This window comes from Nonomuraea aridisoli, assembly GCF_003236395.1.
GTDB classification, from domain to species: Bacteria; Actinomycetota; Actinomycetes; order Streptosporangiales; family Streptosporangiaceae; genus Nonomuraea; species Nonomuraea aridisoli.
On record NZ_POUD01000206.1, the window covers coordinates 1 to 17105 of the forward strand.

Sequence of the window (17105 nt, forward strand, 5' to 3'; positions counted from 1 at the left end):
CCCCCGGACCCCCCACCTCGAAGGGTCTTCCGCGACTTCCTGCGCCGCAGGAAGACCCAGATCGTGGGCGCGGGCATGCTCGGGCTCGTAGCGGGGGCGCTGCTCGGAGGCATCACGGTGAGCGCGTTCACCGACCACCGCGACGTCCGCCTGGTGCCCGACCAACGCTCCTTGCTCCCACCACACGCGCCACGCTGCCACGTGATAGACGACCGCGCCGTCTGCTTCGAACCCGTACTCCCACCCGCCCCCACCTGGACGGGCTGAACGCGGTGAGGCGGAATGCGCAGTGTGAAAGCCGATATCGTAGGGCCGGTGGGATTCGAACCCACACTAACAGCCACCTAAAGACTGCGCCTCTGCCATTGGGCTACGACCCCTTGGTGATTGTCTTTCCCTTGCCGGCGAAGTTTTCGGTCTGGGAATGACAATTCGGGCACAGAAAGCGGAGATTCTCCATTCGATTGTCGAGCCAGTCTCCGTTGATGTGGTCGACATGGAGCGTCAGCGGCTTCCCCTGCCACGTGCCGCCAATCCTACAGCCTGCGCACGCGTACGGGACCCCGGCTTCGCGCAACGCCCGGCGCAGCACGGGAGCCTTCTCGCGGATGGATCCCTGCGGGCGTAGCACGAGAACCTGCTGATAGGGGCGCAGAGTGAGAGAGCGGCGCCCTTTGCCGTGCGCTTGGCCCACGAAGTGGGAAGTGTCGATGCCGAAGTGTTTCAGCCGGCGACTGATGTGGGCGTGGCTGCCGCCCGTCCACTTGATGCCGAGGTGCCGCAGCACGTCGGCCACGCTTCGGGACGCGGCGGCCGCTTCCGCGAGCAACTCGCGCGAATACTTGATGTACCCTGCCACGGCGCTGAGTGTAGAAAGCGCCGCCGACAATTCCCGGTCGAAGAGAATGGCGAAGCGGGCCCTTTTGAGGAGGGCCCGCAGAGGGTCAGGACAGGCCGAGCTTTTTCTTGAGTGAGGCTACGTGGCCGGTGGCCTTCACGTTGTAGAGGGCGTGCTCGATCTTGCCGTCGCCGTCGATGACGAAGGTCGAGCGGATCACGCCGACGACCTCCTTGCCGTACAGCTTCTTGGTGCCGTACGCGCCGTAGGCCTGGTGGACTGTGAGGTCGGGGTCGGACAGCAGCGGGAAGGTCAGGGCGTCGCGTTCGGCGAACTTGGCGAGCTTCTCCGGCTTGTCCTTCGACACGCCGAGGACGGCGAAACCTTCGGCGGTGAGCCGGCTCAGGCTGTCGCGGAAGTCGCACGCCTGCTTGGTGCAGCCCGGGGTCATCGCGGCGGGGTAGAAATAGAGGATCACCCGCTTGCCGCGGTAGGCGTCAAGGGAGACGGTGCCGCCGTCGGCGGTGGTGAGCGTGAACTCGGGCGCGGCGTCGCCGGGCGCGAGCTTGGTTTCGGTCAATGGGCCCTCCTGCAGTTCCTCCCGCCCAACTTACCGGCCTGGCCGCCGTGCCGTGGAGCGTGCCGACCTGACAGACTGATCACGACCAGAACGGACGAAGCCCGCACGGAACGTGGCGCGGGCGAGGCGTACGGTCGAGAGGAGAGCCATGGCTGAGACCGATCCCGACGAGCTGGAGCGGCGGATCGCGCAGACGCGCGCGGAGTTGGCGCGGACGGTCGACGCCATCGCCGACCGGGTGAGCCCCAAGCGGGTCGCCGAGCGTACGGTGGCCGACGTCAAAGACCGTGCCGGGCATTTCGTGGCGTCCGTGGGCGACGCGCTCGGGGTGACGCCGCGGCCGGTCGAGTACGGCGACGACGCCCAGCAGGTGTGGGACGAGGAGCGGCCCGACCTGGGGGCGGTGCTCATCGGGGTCGGGGCGGTGCTGGTCGTGGGCGCGGCGATCGTGCTGTGGCGCCGCCGTCGCCGCCGCGGCTGACTCGCCCCCGGGCGGACGGTGATCCTCCTGCGGTGTCGCATCCGGGGCTGGGCACCGCTGGGCCGACGGTGATGGCCCGGCGGCGTCGCGGCCGGGGCTGGGCGCCGTTGGGCCGACGGTGATGGCTCCGTGGCGCCGCCGCATCCGGCCGCCAGCAGGGCGGCCCGGCGTCTGACGAAATGGCCTGCCCCTAGGAAAGCCGGGGTTGGGGAAGCGGTTCAGTGCCTGGCGGGATTCGGCGGGTTACAAGAAGGTCTGGGCTTCGCCTCGGTAGGTGGGGATCGACTCGACGATCGTGTCGCCGTCGATGAGGTGGAGGGTGTCGAAGCGTTCGCACAGTTCGCCTGCCTTGGCGTGCCGGAACCATACGCGGTCGCCGATGCGCAGGTCCTCCGCCGCCTGGCCGATCAGCGGCGTCTGCACCTCGCCGGCGCCTTCGTCGGGGGCGTAGCGCAGGCCGGCCGGCAGGTACGGCTGGGGCAGCCGGCTGGGGCCGGCGGCGCCGGAGGCCGGGTAGCCGCCGCCGAGGACCGTCACGGTGTCCGGGGCGGGACGACGTACGACGGGCAGCGCGAACAACGCCGCCGGGCGGCCGGTGAAGCGCCGGTAGAAGTCGAACAGGCGCGGGTGGAAGAACCCCGACCCGGCCGCCACCTCGGTGACGGCCTTCTCGCGTACGGTGCGTTCGATCGACCCGGTGCCGCCGCCGTTGACGAACTCGAGGTCGGCGACGCGGCGGACGGCGTTCACGACGCGCCCGCGGCGCAGGACGAGCTCTCTGGCGGAGCGGGCCTGCATGAGGCGCACGGCGCGGGCGTACAGGGTGCGGCCGGGCGGGTCGTCGCCGACGCCGGCGATCTGCGCCTCGTACGCCATGAGGCCGGTCAGCCGGAGTCCGGGCCGTTTGGCGACGGCGGCGGCCAGGTCGGCGGCCTCCTCGGGCTCGCGGACGGGGGAGCGCAGCACGCCCGCCCGGAACCTGCCTCCGAAGGCGACATAGGAGGCGTCGATGTCCAGACATAGCCGGATCTCGGATCGAGGGTGTGCCCCGGCGACGGCGGCCTCGACGAAGTCCAGGTGGGCGGGGGAGTCGACGGTGACGGTGATCTCCCGGGCCGCGCGGGCGTCCCCGGCGAGGGCGGCCAGCGCGTGCCGGTCGGCGGTGGGGTAGGCGACGAGGATGTCGGTGAACCCGTGGGAGGCCAGCCAGAGCGCCTCGGGCAGCGTGTACGCCATGACGCCGCGGAAGCCGTCCATGGCGAGGATGCGCTCCAGCAGCGGACGGCTGCGCACCGACTTGCTGGCCACCCGGATGGGCTTGCCCGCGGCGCGTCGTACGAGGTCGGCGGCGTTGGCGCGGAGGGCGGCCAGGTCGACGGCCGCGAAGGGAGGTTCGAGAGCCGCTGTGGCGCGGTCGTAGCGCTGGCGGTCGTCCATACCTGCAGCGTAACGACATATCACGAAAATGAACTTGGGTTCGCCGCCGGACCCGTAATGATCGGGCAAACGGGCGGCGAGGGCGCGGTACTGGCCGCCCGCCACCCGTGTACGTCTGTCGTTGTGATGACCACGCTTCAGCAGATACTGCCCGGTGTAGCAGCCGCGCCGCGGAACACCGGCCTGCGCCGGGCGAGGAAGGTGCTCAGGCCCGCCCGCACCGTTCCGGGGGTCACCGTCGCGCTCACCCTGGTCGGCGGGCTGGGGGCGACCGCCGCGGAGATCGTCTCGGGGCTGCTCGGCGCCACGCTCGGCTGGGTCCCGGTGAACGAGCTGGTCGAGCTGGCGGGGAAGACGACCTGGCCGGAGGCGGAGGCCACGGCCCTCTTCCTGGCCGGGCTCGGCGTGCTGATGCTGCTGCTCGCGGCCGTGCCGGGCCGCACCAGGCTGGTGCCGGTGGAGACGTCCGACCCGCTGATCGTCATCGGCATCACCCGCGCGGGCCTGCGCCGCACGCTGCGCGCCGCCGCCCAGCAGGTGGCGGGCGTGGACAAGGCCCGGGTACGCCTGCGCCCCCGCACCATCGAGGTCACCGTCATGACCGGCGAGGAGACGCCGGGCTCGATGCTCCGGCAGGTCGGCACCGCCGTGGGCGACCGCCTGACCGGCGTCGGCACCCTCGGCACCGGTGAGGTCGTCGTCCGTCTGCGCAGGAAGGGCATGTGATGCGTCAGTACGCGGGCAACCGTATCGGCCTGGCGATCGTCGGTGCGACGCTGCTGGGCCTCGGCGCGTACGCGTGGCTGCGCGGCCAGGACCGCCTCTTCGGCCTGCCCCCGCACACCAAGGTGCTGCCCGCCCAGGTCCACAAGACCCTGGCCGAGGAGCCCTGGCCGCTGTGGATGCTCGCCCTCGCCCTGCTCCTGCTGGCCCTGGTCGCGCTGCGCTGGTTGCTGCTCGCCCTCGGCTGGGGCAGGCGCGGCGCTCACAACGGCACCGGCACCGCCATGCTCTTCGTCGGGCTCAAGGGCGTGGAGGGCCTCGGCCGGGCCGGCGTGCGGGTCGCCGCCGACGGCCTGCGCGTCAACGTGACGTGCCCGTCGGCGGCCGACGTGGGGGCCGTGGTGAGCAAGCTCGACCAGGACATCGTCGGCCGCATCCGCCGCGAGATCAGGGACGACGAGACCCCGTCCGTCGTCCGCCTGCACGTACGTCGTTAGTCAGCACTCGATCACGTTGACGGCCAGGCCGCCGCGTGAGGTCTCCTTGTACTTGTCGAGCATGTCGCGGCCGGTGTCGCGCATGGTCTTGATGGCCTTGTCGAGGGCCACGTAGTGGCGGCCGTCGCCGCGCATCGCGATGCGGGCCGCCGTGATCGCCTTGTTGGAGGCCACCGCGTTCCGCTCGATGCACGGGATCTGCACCAGGCCGCCGATCGGGTCGCAGGTCAGGCCGAGGTTGTGCTCGATGCCGATCTCGGCGGCGTTCTCCACCTGCTCCGGGGTGCCCCCGAGGACCTCGGTGAGGCCGGCCGAGGCCATCGAGCAGGCCGAGCCCACCTCGCCCTGGCAGCCCACCTCGGCGCCGGAGATGGAGGCGTTCTCCTTGAACAGCACGCCGATCGCGCCCGCCGTGAGCAGGAAGCGGATCACGCCCTCGTCGTCGGCGTGGGGGACGAAGCGGTTGTAGTACGTCAGGACGGCCGGGATGATGCCGGCGGCGCCGTTGGTCGGCGCGGTGACGATGCGGCCGCCGGCGGCGTTCTCCTCGTTGACCGCCAGCGCGAACAGCGTCACCCAGTCCATCGCCTGCAGCGGGTCCTTCTCGGCGGGCTCGGCCTGCAGGCGGCGGTAGAGCTGGTTGGCGCGCCGCCTGACCTTCAGGCCACCCGGCAGGACGCCCTCCTTGGAGATGCCGCGGGCCACGCACTCCGACATGACCTGCCACAGGCGCAGCAGGCCCGCGCGGATCTCCTCCTCGGTGCGGCCGAACGCCTTCTCGTTCTCCAGCATGAGGCCGGAGATCGACAGGCCCGTGCCGGCGCAGTGCTTGAGCAGTTCCTCGCCGGTGGTGAAGGGGTAGGGCAGGACGGTGTCGTCGGGCTTGATGCGGTCGGCGCCGGTGGCGTTCTCGTCCACGACGAAGCCGCCGCCGACCGAGAAGTAGACCTTCTCCCGCAGCTTGCCGCCCGCCTGGTCGTAGGCGGTGAAGCGCATGCCGTTGGGGTGCTCGGGCAGCGAGATCTTCCGTTCGAAGACGAGGTCCTCGCCGACGACGAAGGGGATCTCGTGGCTGCCGTACAGCCGGACGGTGCCCGATTCGCGCATGGCGGCGATGCGGGCGTCGACGGTGTCGACGTCCACGAGCTCCGGCTTCTCGCCCGACAGGCCCAGCAGGACGGCCTTGTCGCTGCCGTGGCCCTTGCCGGTCAGGCCGAGTGAGCCGTACAGGATGGCCTCGACGCGGGCGACCCGGTCGAGCAGGCCGTCGTGGTGCAGGCCGCGGGCGAACTTGTGCGCCGCGGCCATCGGGCCGCCGGTGTGCGAGCTCGACGGGCCGATGCCGATTTTGAACAGATCGAAGACGCTGATCGCCATTGATGCGCCCTTCGCGCGCGGGCCGGGGCCCGGACGGGCCCCGGCTACCAGGTTGTCAGGATTCGCCTGAGGTGAGTGCGGTGTACTCCTCCGGCGACAGCAGGTCCTCGGGCTCGCCCTCCATGCGCACCCGGAACATCCAGCCCTCGCCGTACGGGTCGCTGTTGACCAGGCTGGGGTCGTCGACGACGGCCTGGTTCACCTCGACGACCTCGCCGCCCACCGGCGTGTAGATCTCGTTCACCGACTTGGTGGACTCCACCTCGCCGATGGAGTCACCCTGTTCGACGTTCGCGCCGACCTCGGGGAGCTGCACGTAGACGACGTCACCAAGGGCGTCGGCGGCGAACGCCGTGACGCCCACGGTCACGGTGAGTCCGTCATCGAGACCGGAGACCCACTCATGCTCCTTGGTGTAGCTCAGGTCGTCAGGGATGTTGCTCACTTGTTCCTCCTGTAAAAGGGCAGCTCGATCAGGTCCACGGGTTCGTGGCTGCCCCGGATGTCCACAGCCAGGCCTGAGTCGGCGCCGGTGTCGACGTAGGCCATCGCGATGGGCTTTCCCAGGGTCTGGGAGGGCGCACCGCTCGTGACCTCGCCGACGACGGCGCCGTCCTTGGTGACCGGGTAGCCGTGACGCGGCACCCGGCGGCCCCGGGCGACCAGCCCGACGAGGCGGCGCTTCGGCTGGTCGTCCTTGACCGCCTCCAGCGCCGACCTGCCGACGAAGTCGCCCGGCTTGTCGAATTTCACCACCCGGCCCAGCCCCGCGTCGAACGGAGTGAGCTCGGCGCTCAGCTCGTTGCCGTACAGCGGCATGCCGGCTTCGAGCCGGAGGGTGTCGCGGCTGGACAGGCCCGCGGGCTTGAGCCCGTACGGCTCGCCCGCCGCGGTGATCGCGTGCCAGAGCGGCACGGCGTCCTGATTGGCGACGAACAGCTCGAACCCGTCCTCGCCGGTGTAGCCGGTGCGGGCGATGAGCGCCCGGCGGCCGTCCACGAGGCCGGGCAGGCCCGCGTAGTACTTGAGCCCGTCGAGGTCGGCGTCGGTGAGCGTGGCGAGGATCTCCTGGGAACGGGGACCCTGGACGGCGATCAGCGCGTACTGGTCGGAGCGATCCTCGACCACCACGTCGTACGCCTTCGCACGATTTTTGAGCTCATTTCCGACTTTTTCGTAGTTCGAGGCGTTCGCGACGACCATGAACTCCTCGTCCCCGAGCCGGTAGACGATGAGGTCGTCCAGCACCCCGCCGCGCTCGTTGACGATCATGGTGTAGCGGGCGCGCCCGACCGTCAGCGCCGACAGGTGGCCGACCAGCGCGAAGTCGAGCGCCTCGCCGGCCTGCGGCCCGGTCAGGAAGATCTCGCCCATGTGGGAGAGGTCGAACAGCCCGGCCGCCTCGCGCACGGCCCTGTGCTCGGCGGCCTCGCTGCCGTACCGCAGCGGCATCAGCCATCCGGCGAAGTCGGTGAGTGTGGCGCCGAGGCTCTCGTGGACGTCTCGTAGCGGCGTAGGTCGGGACATTTGTCGCACCTCAGGACAGGATCGGATGCCAGCATCCTCCCCCTCTGTCATCGATGCCTGAGAGCTTCGCCCGAGTTTTGCCGGACTTTCACCTTCGGCGAGGCCCAGACGGGCCTGCTTTCCAGAGGTCACCTCCGGACGGGAGCTCCGGCCAGGTCAGCAGCCGCACGACGGTGGGCGGCTGTCCGCTTGAGCCGGGTTTCCTGTCCGTGTCCGCGCGGTCCTTTGCCTTGAGAGGTTCGCGGGGAGGGCTTGCTCCTTCAGGGACCACTGACCGGCTGTCAGGGTGCTCTCCCGCGCGGTTTTGCCGGTGATGTCCGTCAGCCTAGTGCCGTCGCGGGGGTCTTGTCGCGCCCGGGCGGATTCGGGCGGGACGCACTGGTCTGCTCAGCAGGCCCGGACGAGCGCCTCGAACAGCGCGTCGTCCTCGCCCGCCTCCGGATGCCACTGCACCGCCAGGGCGAACCCGGCCGTGTCCGGCTCCACGGCCTCGACCGTGCCGTCCTCGGCCGTGGCGGTGATCGTGAGGCCCGGCCCGAGCCGGTCGATCGCCTGGTGGTGGTAGTGCGGCACGGTCACCGGCCGCTCGCCCAGGATCTTGGCCAGCCGGGTGCCGGGCACGGGCGTCACCGGCAGGGGCCCGAACCGTCCGGGCGCGGGGGAGTGGCCCGCGTGCCCGACCACGTCGGGCAGGTGCTGGTGCAGGCTCCCGCCGAGCGCGACGTTGAGTACCTGCATCCCCCGGCAGACGCCCAGGTACGGCAGCCCCCGGTCGAGGGCCGCCGCGAGCAGCGCGAACTCGGCCTCGTCGCGGAACTCGCGGACGTAACCGGTGCGCTCGTGGGCCGGCTCGCCGTAGCGGGCCGGGTCGATGTCGCCGCCGCCGGCCAGGACCAGGCCGTCGAGCCCGCGCAGCGCCGAGACCGGGTCGCCGGCCGGCGGCAGCAGCACGGGCTGACCGCCGGCCCGGACGACCGCCTCGACGTACATGTACGGCAGGAGCGCGGCGGGCATGTCCTGCCAGACCGTGAACGTGGCCGGCTCGACGTAGGTGGTGATGCCGATGACGGGACGCATGGATCCTTCCTACAGCGGCGTGACGTAGGCGCCGGAGATGCCCCCGTCCACCAGGAACTCGCCGGCCGTGATGAACGAGGCGTCGTCGCTGGCCAGGAAGGCCACCGCCGCAGCGATCTCCGACGCCTCGGCGAACCGCCCGACCGGCACGTGCACCAGCCGCCGCTGCGCCCGCTCGGGGTCCTTGGCGAACAACTCCTGCAGCAGCGGCGTGTTCACCGGGCCGGGGCACAGGGCGTTCACCCGGATGCCCTCGCGGGCGAACTGCACGCCCAGCTCGCGCGACATCGCCAGCACGCCGCCCTTGGAGGCGGTGTAGGAGATCTGCGAGGTCGCCGAGCCCATCACCGCGACGAACGACGCGGTGTTGATGATCGAGCCCTTGCCCTGGCGCCGCATGTACGGGATCGCGTGCTTGCAGCACAGGTAGACGCTCGTCAGGTTGACGTCCTGGACGCGCCGCCAGGCGTCGAGGCCCGTCTCCAGGATCGAGTCGTCGTCGGGCGGTGAGATGCCGGCGTTGTTGAAGGCGATGTCCACGCTGCCGTAGGTCTCGTGCGCCGTGGCGAACAGCCTGACGACGTCGTCCTCCATGGTCACGTCGGCCTTGACGAACAGGCCGCCGACCTCGCTCGCGGCCTTGGCGCCCGCGTCCTCGTCGATGTCGGCGCAGACCACCTTCGCGCCCTCGTCGGCGAACCGCCGGGCCGTGGCCAGCCCGATCCCGCTGCCCGCCCCCGTGATGACCGCCACCCGATCCTGCAACCGCCGCATATGTGTCACTCCGTGGAAATGAAGACGTTCTTGGTCTCGGTGAACGCCGCGAGGGCGTCCGGGCCGAGTTCTCTGCCGAGGCCCGACTGCTTGAAGCCGCCGAACGGGGTCCAGTAGCGGACCGAGGAGTGGGAGTTCACCGACAGGGCGCCCGACTCTACGGCCCTGGCCACGCGGAGCGCCCGCCCGACGTCGCGGGTCCAGATGGAGCCGCTCAGCCCGTACGGGGTGTCGTTGGCGATGCGTACGGCCTCCGCCTCGTCCTCGAAGCGCGCCACCGACAGGACCGGCCCGAAGATCTCCTCGGTGAAGGCCCGGTCGGTGACCTCGGGGGTCAGCACGGTCGGCGGGAACCAGTAGCCCTTGCCCTGCGGGCACGAGCCCTGGAGGTAGGGGGTGCCGTCCACGAAGCCGCGGACGCGCTCCAGGTGCTCGGCGCTGATCAGCGGGCCCATCTCGGTGCTTTCGTCGAGCGGGTCGCCGACCTTCACCCCGCGTACGGCCTCGGCCAGGCGTTCCATGAACGCGTCGTACACCGAGGACTGGACGAGGAGGCGGGAGCGGGCGCAGCAGTCCTGGCCGGCGTTGTCGAAAACCGCGTAAGGGGCGGTTTTTGCCGCTTTTTCCAGGTCTGCGTCCGCAAAGATGATATTTGCGGACTTGCCGCCCAGCTCCAGCGTGAGCCGCTTCACCTGCGCCCCCGCCTTGGCGGCGATCTCCTTGCCCACCTCGGTCGAGCCGGTGAACACGATCTTGGCGACGTCCGGACGCTCGACCAGGCGGGCCCCCGCGACCTCCCCCTCACCGGGCAGGACCTGGAGCACCCCCTCGGGCAGGCCGGCGGCGAGCGCCAGCTCGGCCACCCGCAGCGCGGTCAGCGGCGTCCACTCGGCCGGCTTGACGATCACCGTGTTGCCGGCCGCCAGCGCGGGCGCCACGCCCCACGACATGATCAGCATCGGGAAGTTCCACGGCACGATGACCCCGACGACGCCCAGAGGCTCCTGGAACGTGACGTCCACGCCGCCCGGCACCGGGATCTGCCTGCCGTGGTTGCGCTCGGGCGCGCCGGCGTAGAAGTGCAGCACGTCGCGTACGGTGCCGGCCTCCCAGCGGGCACTGGAGATCGGGTGGCCGGCGTTGGCCAGCTCCAGCCGCGCCAGCTCCTCGCCGTGCTCGCCCACCAGGTCGGCGAAGCGCCGCAGCAGCCGCGCCCGGTCGCCAGGGGAGACCTCGCGCCAGGCCGCGTACGCCCTCCTGGCACGCTCCACCGCCCGGTCGACCTCGGCCGCGTCGGCCATCTCGACGTCGGAGACGACCTCCTCCGTCGCCGGATTGACGATCTTCATCTTTCACATCCGCTCGAAACCACGGAACAACTCCCAGTCCGTCACCGCCGCGTCGAACGCGGCCAGCTCCACCCGCGCGTTGTTGGCGTAGTGCGCCACCACATCGTCGCCGAACACCTGCCCGGCCAGCTTCGACCCCTCGAACAACGCCAGCGCGTCGCGCAGCGTGTGCGGCACCGTCTCGGCGCCGGAGGTGTAGGCGTTGCCCTCGCAGGGATCCTCCAACGGCAGCTCGGCGTCGATGCCGTGCAGCCCCGCCGCCACCAGCGCGGCCACCGCGAGGTACGGGTTGACGTCGCCGCCCGGCACGCGGTTCTCCACGCGCAGCGAGGCGCCGTGGCCCACCAGCCGCAGCGCGCAGGTGCGGTTGTCGACGCCCCACTTGACGGCCGTGGGGGCGAAGCTGCCGGGGACGTAGCGCTTGTAGGAGTTGATGTTGGGGGCGTACAGGAGGGTCAGCTCGCGCAGGCAGGCGAGTTGTCCGGCGACGAAGCGGGCGCCGAGCGGCGAGAGCCCGTACGGCCCTTCGCCCGCCATCACCGGCTCGCCGTCGCGGTCGCGCAGTGAGACGTGGATGTGGCAGGAGTTGCCCTCACGGTCGTTGGGCTTGGCCATGAACGTGATCGACCGGCCCTCCTGCGCGGCGATCTCCTTGGCCCCGGTCTTGTAGACCACGTGGTTGTCGCACGTGCGCAGCGCCTCGTCGAAGCGGAAGGCGATCTCGTGCTGGCCGAGGTTGCACTCGCCCTTGGCCGACTCGACGTACAGGCCGGCGCCCTCCATCTCGCGCCGGATCCGGCGCAGCAGCGGCTCGATGCGGCCGGTGCCCAGCAGCGAGTAGTCGACGTTGTACAGGTTCGCCGGGGTCAGGTCGCGGTACGCGCGCCGCCACGCCTGCTCGTAGCTGTCGTCGTAGACCACGAACTCCAGCTCGGTGCCGACGTAGGCGGAAAGGCCCCGCTCGGCCAGCCGGTCGAGCTGCCGGCGCAGGATCTGGCGCGGCGAGGCGGCCACGTCGGAGCCGTCCTCCCAGGCCAGGTCGGCCATCACCAGCGCGGTGCCCTCGTGCCAGGGGATCCGGCGCAGCGTGGCGAGGTCGGGCTTCATCACGAAGTCGCCGTACCCGCGTTCCCAGGACGACATCGCGTAGCCGGGCACGGTGTTCATGTCGACGTCGACCGCGAGCAGGTAGTTGCAGCCCTCGGAGCCGTGGTGCAGCACCTCGTCGAGGAAGTAGCGGGCGGACAGCCGCTTGCCCTGCAGCCTGCCCTGCATGTCGGCGATCGCGAGCAGCACGGTGTCGATGCGCCCGAGGGCCACCTCGTCGCGCAGCTCGTGGACGGACAGGAACCCCGTGGTCGCTGGATCGCTCACCCTACGCCGCCCCTTACGCGCTCCGCCGTTGATTGGGCTAGTCTCAGACCATTGATCAGTATGTCGGGATCGCTTGTCAAGGCCTGAGGACACGTTGGACGAGTCGGCGCGATTGATGACCGTGTTGCGCCCGGTGAGGGCGGGCAACGCCTTCGAGGAGACCGTGGAGCGGCTGCTCCAGGCGATCAAGCTCGGCGTGGTCGCGAAGGGCGGCAAGCTCCCGCCGGAGCGCGAGCTGGCAGCCCGGCTCGGGATCAGCCGGGTGACGTTGCGCGAGGCCATCAGGGCGCTGTCCGAGGCGGGCTATCTCGACGTGCGCCGGGGCCGTTACGGCGGCGCGTTCGTCACGTACGAGCCGGCCGAGCCCGACCCGGGCGACCTGCGCCAGGCCGTCACGGAGATGGGCATGGCCGAGCTGTCCGACGCGCTCACCTTCCGGCTGGCCGTGGAGAGCGGCGCGGCGCAGGTGCTGGCCGCCGCCGAGCTCACCGGCGAGCAGCGCGCCGTGCTGCTGCGCCGGCTCGCCGACCTCAACGGCGCCGGGCTGGAGGACTACCGCCGCCTCGACACGGCCTTCCACCTGTCCATCGCGGAGCTGACCGGCTCGACCCTGCTCGCCACGACATGCGCGGACGCGCGTTCGCGGGTCAGCGACCTGCTCAACGCCATCCCGATGCTCCACGTCAACCTGGAGCACTCCGCGCTGCAGCACCGCGCCATCGCCGAGGCCATCCTCGCCGGCGACCCCGACGCGGCCCGGCGGGCGGTCGCGGAGCACCTGGAGGGCACCGCCGCGTTGCTCCGGGCGTTCCTCACATGACGCCGATCACAGGTATACGGCTCGTACCATCGAAGCCAGAGTCATGGGGAACTGGTTTCAGCAGAACATCATCGCCACAGGACGGCTGCCGCTGTTCTGTTTCTTCGTCATGCTCATCGCGGCGTTCATCGCCACCCGCATCAACGTCCGGCTGATCCGGGCCAAGATCGGCTGGTTCCGCGACGTCAACGTGGGCGAGATGCACATCCACCACGTGGTGTTCGGCGTGGTGCTGATGCTGGTCGGCGGCGTCACCATGCTGGTGGTCCCGCCGGGATCGCAGGTCGGCACGGCCGTCGCGGCGTCGGTGTTCGGGGTGGGGTCCGCGCTCGTGCTCGACGAGTTCGCGCTGATCCTGCACCTGCACGACGTCTACTGGGAGGAGGAGGGGCGCACGTCGGTCGACGCGGTGTTCATCGCGGTCGCCGTCACCGGCCTGCTGCTCATCGGTCTGCGCCCGCTCACCTGGGACTACGGCACCCCGCTCGCGCCCGCCGCCCTCATCCTGGGCAACCTGCTGCTCGCCGTCGTCACGCTGCTCAAGGGCAAGATCTGGACGGGGATGGCGGGGTTGTTCGTGCCGCCGATGCTCGTGGTCGGCGCCATCCGGCTGGCCCGGCCCGGCTCCCCGTGGGCGCGCTGGTTCTTCGCCAGGCGGTCGCCGCGGAAGATGGCGCGGGCCATCCACCGGGAGGACCGGTGGCGCCGTCCGGTGATCAAGGTCAAGATCGCGTTCCAGGAGTTCCTGTCCGGCCGCCACGACCTTCCCTCCACCCGCCGCACCCGCCGGCAGAGCTGACCCGTGGCGCTGTTGACGGGCTTCCAGCGACGTCTGGTGGCGGCCGTGTCCGCCGTCGGCGCGCGTCACGGCCTGGTGCTCGCGGGCGTTCACGCGTTGCGGGCGCACGGGCTCACCGATCGCCTGGGCGACGACCTCGTCTTCGTGACGGAGGCGTCGCCGCCCGGGGTGGCGCGGGACGTCGCCGCCGCGCTGCGGGAGGCCGGCCTCGAGGCGGCGGTCGCCGAGGTGACGGCACGCGCCGGCCGCCTCGCCGCCGAGGACGCCGTCACGCGCGAGACGTGCGCGATCCACGTCCTGCGCGAGGCGCTCCAGCAGTCCCCGGTCACCCGCGAAGGGCTCCGGGTGCTCGGCGCCGAGGACGCCGCCGGCCTCGTCACCCGCGCTTTCCACGAGCGGGGCCTCGCCACCGACTTCGCCGACGTCGCCGCGCTGGCCGACCGGTTCTCCCACCGCGACCTCGAACGGCTCGCCCGGCTGCACGACGACGACTTCTCGGCCGCCGAGCTGCTGGCGCGGCTGGAGTTCCTCGACACGGTGCCCGACGAGGCTTTCGACGGTGCGTTCGACGGGGTGGACGAGGAGCGGATCGGGGAGATCCGGCGGTTCGCCCGCGGCTGGGCCGAGGACATCAAACTGCGGCGGGTCGAGGACGGTGACGCCGACTACGACGATCCGGACATCCCCGAGGTCGACTGAGCCCACGGGGTGAGCGCGGGGCGTTTGGCGGTGCGGCCGTCGCTGGAGGAGCGGCCGAGCAGCCGGCGGCCGAGCCACGGGCCGAGGAACGTGGCGATCCACCGCAGCTCGGCGGCCGCCGTCCGCCAGGCGGCAGGCGAGGGCACGGGCGGCAGCGGGCGCGTCCAGGAGTCGTCGGGCAGGCCCAGCGCGTCCGCCACGGCGGCGGCGAAGCGGGCGTGGCCTTCCGGGCAGGCGTGCAGGCGGTCGGGGCTCCACATGCGGGCGTCCGTGAAGACCTCCATCGGGTACGTGTCCACCAGCGTGACCCCGTGGCGGGCGGCGGCGGCGCGGATGCGGGCGTTGAGGTCGAGCACCCGCGGGGTGAGCGGACGGGCCAGCGGCATGATCCGCCCGATGTCCGGAAATGTCACACCGATCACGTGGGCGCCCGCGGCCGTCAGCGCCGCGTACATGTCCTCCACCGCCTCCGCCACCCCTGCGGCGTCGAAACGGGGGCGGGTGAGGTCGTTCATCCCGGCCATGACCGTGGCCAGGTCGGGGCGCAGCTCCAGCGCGACGGCCAGCTGCTCGTCCCTGATCTGGCGCGCCAGCGTCCCGCGGACCGCCAGGTTGGCGTAGAGCAGGCCCGGCTCGGCGACGGCGAGCCGCTCGGCCAGGCGGTCGGCCCAGCCGCGGTGGCCGCCGACGTCGTCGCCGTCGCCCAGGCCCTCGGTCTGGCTGTCGCCGAGCGCGACGTAGCGGGTGTACGGGGTCATGACGTCCTTCCTTCCGTACGGGCCGCGCGCTCGGTCAGCGTCCGCGCGGTCTGCAGGCACCAGTCGTGCATCTCGCGTTCGAGCCGGCACCCCGCCAGGCAGGACAGGTACGGCCCGACGTGCTCGCCCTCGCGCAGGAACGTCTCCTCGTCGCGGTCGCCGCGCAGGCGGGTGAGGATCTGCTCGAAGAGGGCGAGCTTGGCGGCGGCCTCCCGGGCCCGCTCGTGGAGCTGGGCGATCACGGGGGCGGGGTCGAGCCGGTCTACGGCGTGCACCTTCACCACCAGGTCGTCGCGGAGGAGCAGGGGCTTCGCCGGCGTGGCGGCGAAGGCGGCCAGCTCGCCGAGCCCGGCCTCGGTGACCGTGAACACCCGTTTGTTCGGCCGGCCCTTCTGGACGACCTCGCGGCCCGCGATCAGGCCGCCGGCCTCCAGGCGGGTCAGCTCGGCGTAGAGCTGCTGGGGGGCGGCGTACCAGAAGTCGGCGACGCCGACGTCGAAGACCTTGGTCAGCTGGTAGCCGCTGTATTCGCCGCCGAGCAGCGCCGCGAGCACCGCGTGCTTGAGGGCCATGGCTAGCGATGGTCATGGATATGACTACTCATGAATATGACTATAGGTCGGGCGGGGCGACGATGCCAGAGCGGAGTTCTAGAGCGCCGCCGCGGAGCGGAGGGCGAGGCCGGCGCCGAGGAGGACGACCATGGCGGCCGTGCCCGTCGGGGCCAGGGCCGAGACCCGGGCGGCCAGGCGGCGGCCGGTCGAGGCGCGGTGTTCCAGGCGGTCCACCAGTCTCACCAGGAGCAGGCCGGTGACGGTGAGGGTGGCGGCCATGCCGACGCCGTACGCGGTGACCAGCGCGACGCCGAACCACGTGCGGCCGAGGGCTATCGCGCCGAGCAGCACGATCAGCGCCGACGGGCTCGGCACGATCCCGCCCGCCACCCCCAGCCCGATGAGCCCGGCCCGCTTGGTCGCGGCGTGTCCGTGGCCGTGCCCATGCCCGTGCCCGTGTCCCGGTGCGTGTCCGTGTGCGTGGTCGTGGGAGGCGGTGCGGCGGGTGGAGAGGAGGAGGCGGAGGCCGATGACGGTGATCAGGACGCCGCTCGCCACCCCCAGCCAGGTCAGCAGCGACTCTCCCGCGAGCGCCGTGAAGGCCGTCAGGAGCAGGCCCACCGCCAGGACCCCGGCCGTGTGGGTGGCCGTCACCGTCGCGCCCACCACCAGCGCGTCGCGCGGCCGCCCGCGCCGTCCGGCCAGGTACGCCGCCATCACGGTCTTGCCGTGTCCCGGGATCAGCGCGTGCCCGGCCCCCAGCACCGCGGCCAGGCCGACCGCCAGCAGGCCCAGCGGCGCCGTCAGCCGGTCTGAGCCGACCAGGCCGGTGAACGTCCGGTCGAGAGCGGCCAGGGCGTCGCCGACGGGGCCGCCGATCCGGATCCCGCCGATCCCGATCCCGCCCATCGTCGTGCCCGAGGAGGGTCCGGCGCCGGAGAGGGTGAGAGTGGCGGTGCGCTGGTCGAGCGGGTCCGCCAGCAGGTCCTCCGGGTACGCCCGCAACTCCCGGCTCACGCTGGTCGCGGGCACCGGCGAGCTCAGGCGGACGCCCTCGCCGACGGCGGTGATCTCGCGCCACCCGATCCGCTCCTGCTCGAACCCGTCGGTGAACGCGACGGTCCCCGAGGCGCGGACCGTGGCGGCGAGCCGGCAGGTCAGGCGGCTGGTCCGCAGGCCGCCCTCGCCCGGCTCGTACGCGAACGACGACTCCGTCACCCGCCACGGCACCGTACGGCCGTCCACGACGAGCCGCTGCGCGGCGGCCAGCGCGGCGCACCGGCGGGCCGCGTACGTGTCGTCCACCTGGGGCTGGGCCTGCAGGGTGGGCACCTCGGCCAGGTCCACGACGGCGAGGTTGCGCACCTCGGACGGTGAGATTCGCAGCCCGTTGTAGTGGTTGACGGTGAACGTGCCGAGCGGGTGGGCCGCGGTGCGGGCG

The 17105-nt window shown here is 71.7% G+C and carries 20 protein-coding genes, 1 tRNA gene and 2 riboswitches; of the genes, 7 read left to right on the forward strand and 14 right to left on the reverse strand.

Annotated features, from left to right (window positions below; genetic code table 11):
* The coding region (locus C1J01_RS50335) for a hypothetical protein (protein ID WP_181449119.1) at window positions 1-267 on the forward strand (267 nt) is incomplete at its 5' end.
* A 40-nt stretch (window positions 268-307) separates the two neighbouring features.
* Here C1J01_RS50335 and C1J01_RS34530 read toward each other — a convergent pair.
* The 3 genes from C1J01_RS34530 to bcp all read right to left on the reverse strand — a co-directional run bounded on the left by C1J01_RS34530 (window position 308) and on the right by bcp (window position 1418).
* A tRNA-Leu gene (locus tag C1J01_RS34530) sits at window positions 308-380 on the reverse strand.
* Window positions 371-859, reverse strand: a complete 489-nt coding sequence (locus tag C1J01_RS34535; RefSeq protein ID WP_220040245.1) for an HNH endonuclease signature motif containing protein — start codon at window positions 857-859, stop codon at window positions 371-373. The genes C1J01_RS34530 and C1J01_RS34535 overlap by 10 nt, the downstream gene beginning before the upstream one ends.
* An 85-nt stretch (window positions 860-944) precedes the next feature.
* Window positions 945-1418, reverse strand: a complete 474-nt coding sequence (bcp, locus tag C1J01_RS34540) for a thioredoxin-dependent thiol peroxidase (protein WP_111183167.1) — start codon at window positions 1416-1418, stop codon at window positions 945-947.
* 148 nt (window positions 1419-1566) lie between these two features.
* Here bcp and C1J01_RS34545 point away from each other — a divergent pair, with 148 nt between their 5' ends.
* Window positions 1567-1899, forward strand: coding sequence for a DUF3618 domain-containing protein (locus C1J01_RS34545; protein ID WP_111183168.1), 333 nt, complete (start codon window positions 1567-1569; stop codon window positions 1897-1899).
* 243 nt (window positions 1900-2142) lie between these two features.
* On the opposite strand, the gene C1J01_RS34550 is transcribed toward C1J01_RS34545, so the two are convergent.
* Entirely contained in the window at window positions 2143-3336 is a 1194-nt protein-coding gene (locus C1J01_RS34550; RefSeq protein ID WP_111183169.1) for an amino acid deaminase/aldolase, read from the reverse strand.
* A gap of 126 nt (window positions 3337-3462) precedes the next feature.
* On the opposite strand from C1J01_RS34550, the gene C1J01_RS34555 reads away from it, so the two are divergent.
* Together C1J01_RS34555 and C1J01_RS34560 are read left to right on the forward strand one after the other, a co-directional pair.
* Window positions 3463-4062: a DUF6286 domain-containing protein gene (locus C1J01_RS34555; RefSeq protein WP_146615827.1), complete on the forward strand. Its 600-nt coding sequence runs from the start codon at window positions 3463-3465 to the stop codon at window positions 4060-4062.
* Window positions 4062-4556, forward strand: coding sequence for a hypothetical protein (locus C1J01_RS34560; protein ID WP_111183171.1), 495 nt, complete (start codon window positions 4062-4064; stop codon window positions 4554-4556). Before C1J01_RS34555 ends, C1J01_RS34560 begins: the two co-directional genes overlap by 1 nt.
* Here the strand turns inward: C1J01_RS34560 and C1J01_RS34565 are convergent, their stop codons facing one another.
* From C1J01_RS34565 to C1J01_RS34595, 7 genes are all read right to left on the reverse strand, one after another.
* Window positions 4557-5933 (reverse strand): L-serine ammonia-lyase, encoded by a 1377-nt coding sequence (locus C1J01_RS34565; protein WP_111183172.1) that lies wholly within the window; start codon window positions 5931-5933, stop codon window positions 4557-4559.
* Window positions 5934-5988: 55 nt separating this feature from the next.
* A complete protein-coding gene (gcvH, locus tag C1J01_RS34570; protein WP_111183173.1) occupies window positions 5989-6378 on the reverse strand; it encodes a glycine cleavage system protein GcvH in 390 nt (129 codons plus the stop codon).
* Window positions 6375-7460: a glycine cleavage system aminomethyltransferase GcvT gene (gene gcvT, locus C1J01_RS34575; protein ID WP_111183174.1), complete on the reverse strand. Its 1086-nt coding sequence runs from the start codon at window positions 7458-7460 to the stop codon at window positions 6375-6377. The genes gcvH and gcvT overlap by 4 nt, the downstream gene beginning before the upstream one ends.
* A gap of 34 nt (window positions 7461-7494) precedes the next feature.
* Window positions 7495-7595: riboswitch (glycine riboswitch) on the reverse strand.
* Between the two features lie 73 nt (window positions 7596-7668).
* A riboswitch (glycine riboswitch) is annotated at window positions 7669-7767 on the reverse strand.
* 80 nt (window positions 7768-7847) lie between these two features.
* Entirely contained in the window at window positions 7848-8537 is a 690-nt protein-coding gene (locus C1J01_RS34580; protein ID WP_111183175.1) for a gamma-glutamyl-gamma-aminobutyrate hydrolase family protein, read from the reverse strand.
* A 9-nt stretch (window positions 8538-8546) separates the two neighbouring features.
* Window positions 8547-9311, reverse strand: a complete 765-nt coding sequence (locus C1J01_RS34585) for a 3-oxoacyl-ACP reductase (RefSeq protein ID WP_111183176.1) — start codon at window positions 9309-9311, stop codon at window positions 8547-8549.
* Between the two features lie 5 nt (window positions 9312-9316).
* Entirely contained in the window at window positions 9317-10660 is a 1344-nt protein-coding gene (locus C1J01_RS34590) for an aldehyde dehydrogenase family protein (protein ID WP_111183177.1), read from the reverse strand.
* Window positions 10661-10663: 3 nt separating this feature from the next.
* A complete protein-coding gene (locus C1J01_RS34595) occupies window positions 10664-12007 on the reverse strand; it encodes a glutamine synthetase family protein (protein WP_111183184.1) in 1344 nt (447 codons plus the stop codon).
* 142 nt (window positions 12008-12149) lie between these two features.
* On the opposite strand from C1J01_RS34595, the gene C1J01_RS34600 reads away from it, so the two are divergent.
* Genes C1J01_RS34600 through C1J01_RS34610 form a run of 3 tightly spaced genes read left to right on the forward strand, consistent with a single transcriptional unit; the run spans window position 12150 to window position 14352 of the window.
* On the forward strand, window positions 12150-12854 hold the full coding sequence (locus tag C1J01_RS34600; protein WP_111183178.1) for a FadR/GntR family transcriptional regulator: 705 nt from the start codon (window positions 12150-12152) through the stop codon (window positions 12852-12854).
* A 43-nt stretch (window positions 12855-12897) separates the two neighbouring features.
* Window positions 12898-13653 (forward strand): hypothetical protein, encoded by a 756-nt coding sequence (locus C1J01_RS34605; RefSeq protein ID WP_111183179.1) that lies wholly within the window; start codon window positions 12898-12900, stop codon window positions 13651-13653.
* Window positions 13654-13656: 3 nt separating this feature from the next.
* Window positions 13657-14352, forward strand: coding sequence for a hypothetical protein (locus C1J01_RS34610; protein ID WP_146615828.1), 696 nt, complete (start codon window positions 13657-13659; stop codon window positions 14350-14352).
* Here the strand turns inward: C1J01_RS34610 and C1J01_RS34615 are convergent.
* The 3 genes from C1J01_RS34615 to C1J01_RS34625 form a co-directional block, all read right to left on the reverse strand.
* Window positions 14319-15110: an SGNH/GDSL hydrolase family protein gene (locus C1J01_RS34615; RefSeq protein ID WP_111183181.1), complete on the reverse strand. Its 792-nt coding sequence runs from the start codon at window positions 15108-15110 to the stop codon at window positions 14319-14321. The two genes, C1J01_RS34610 and C1J01_RS34615, sit on opposite strands and share 34 nt — an antisense overlap.
* A complete protein-coding gene (locus C1J01_RS34620; RefSeq protein ID WP_111183182.1) occupies window positions 15107-15682 on the reverse strand; it encodes a PadR family transcriptional regulator in 576 nt (191 codons plus the stop codon). The genes C1J01_RS34615 and C1J01_RS34620 overlap by 4 nt, the downstream gene beginning before the upstream one ends.
* A gap of 78 nt (window positions 15683-15760) precedes the next feature.
* Window positions 15761-17105: nickel/cobalt transporter (locus C1J01_RS34625; RefSeq protein WP_220040246.1), on the reverse strand; the 1345-nt coding region annotated here is incomplete at its 5' end.

Bases quoted from the DNA above. Each gene is read 5' to 3' on its own strand.
- C1J01_RS34560 (WP_111183171.1), top strand. From the start codon at position 4,062: ATGCGTCAGTACGCGGGCAACCGTATCGGCCTGGCGATCGTCGGTGCG.
- C1J01_RS34585 (WP_111183176.1), bottom strand. From the start codon at position 9,311: ATGCGGCGGTTGCAGGATCGGGTGGCGGTCATCACGGGGGCGGGCAGC.
- C1J01_RS34620 (WP_111183182.1), bottom strand. From the start codon at position 15,682: ATGGCCCTCAAGCACGCGGTGCTCGCGGCGCTGCTCGGCGGCGAATAC.
- gcvT (WP_111183174.1), bottom strand. From the start codon at position 7,460: ATGTCCCGACCTACGCCGCTACGAGACGTCCACGAGAGCCTCGGCGCC.
- C1J01_RS34600 (WP_111183178.1), top strand. From the start codon at position 12,150: ATGACCGTGTTGCGCCCGGTGAGGGCGGGCAACGCCTTCGAGGAGACC.
- C1J01_RS34565 (WP_111183172.1), bottom strand. From the start codon at position 5,933: ATGGCGATCAGCGTCTTCGATCTGTTCAAAATCGGCATCGGCCCGTCG.
- C1J01_RS34550 (WP_111183169.1), bottom strand. From the start codon at position 3,336: ATGGACGACCGCCAGCGCTACGACCGCGCCACAGCGGCTCTCGAACCT.
- C1J01_RS34605 (WP_111183179.1), top strand. From the start codon at position 12,898: ATGGGGAACTGGTTTCAGCAGAACATCATCGCCACAGGACGGCTGCCG.
- C1J01_RS34615 (WP_111183181.1), bottom strand. From the start codon at position 15,110: ATGACCCCGTACACCCGCTACGTCGCGCTCGGCGACAGCCAGACCGAG.
- C1J01_RS34590 (WP_111183177.1), bottom strand. From the start codon at position 10,660: ATGAAGATCGTCAATCCGGCGACGGAGGAGGTCGTCTCCGACGTCGAG.
- C1J01_RS34580 (WP_111183175.1), bottom strand. From the start codon at position 8,537: ATGCGTCCCGTCATCGGCATCACCACCTACGTCGAGCCGGCCACGTTC.
- C1J01_RS34555 (WP_146615827.1), top strand. From the start codon at position 3,463: ATGACCACGCTTCAGCAGATACTGCCCGGTGTAGCAGCCGCGCCGCGG.
- C1J01_RS34545 (WP_111183168.1), top strand. From the start codon at position 1,567: ATGGCTGAGACCGATCCCGACGAGCTGGAGCGGCGGATCGCGCAGACG.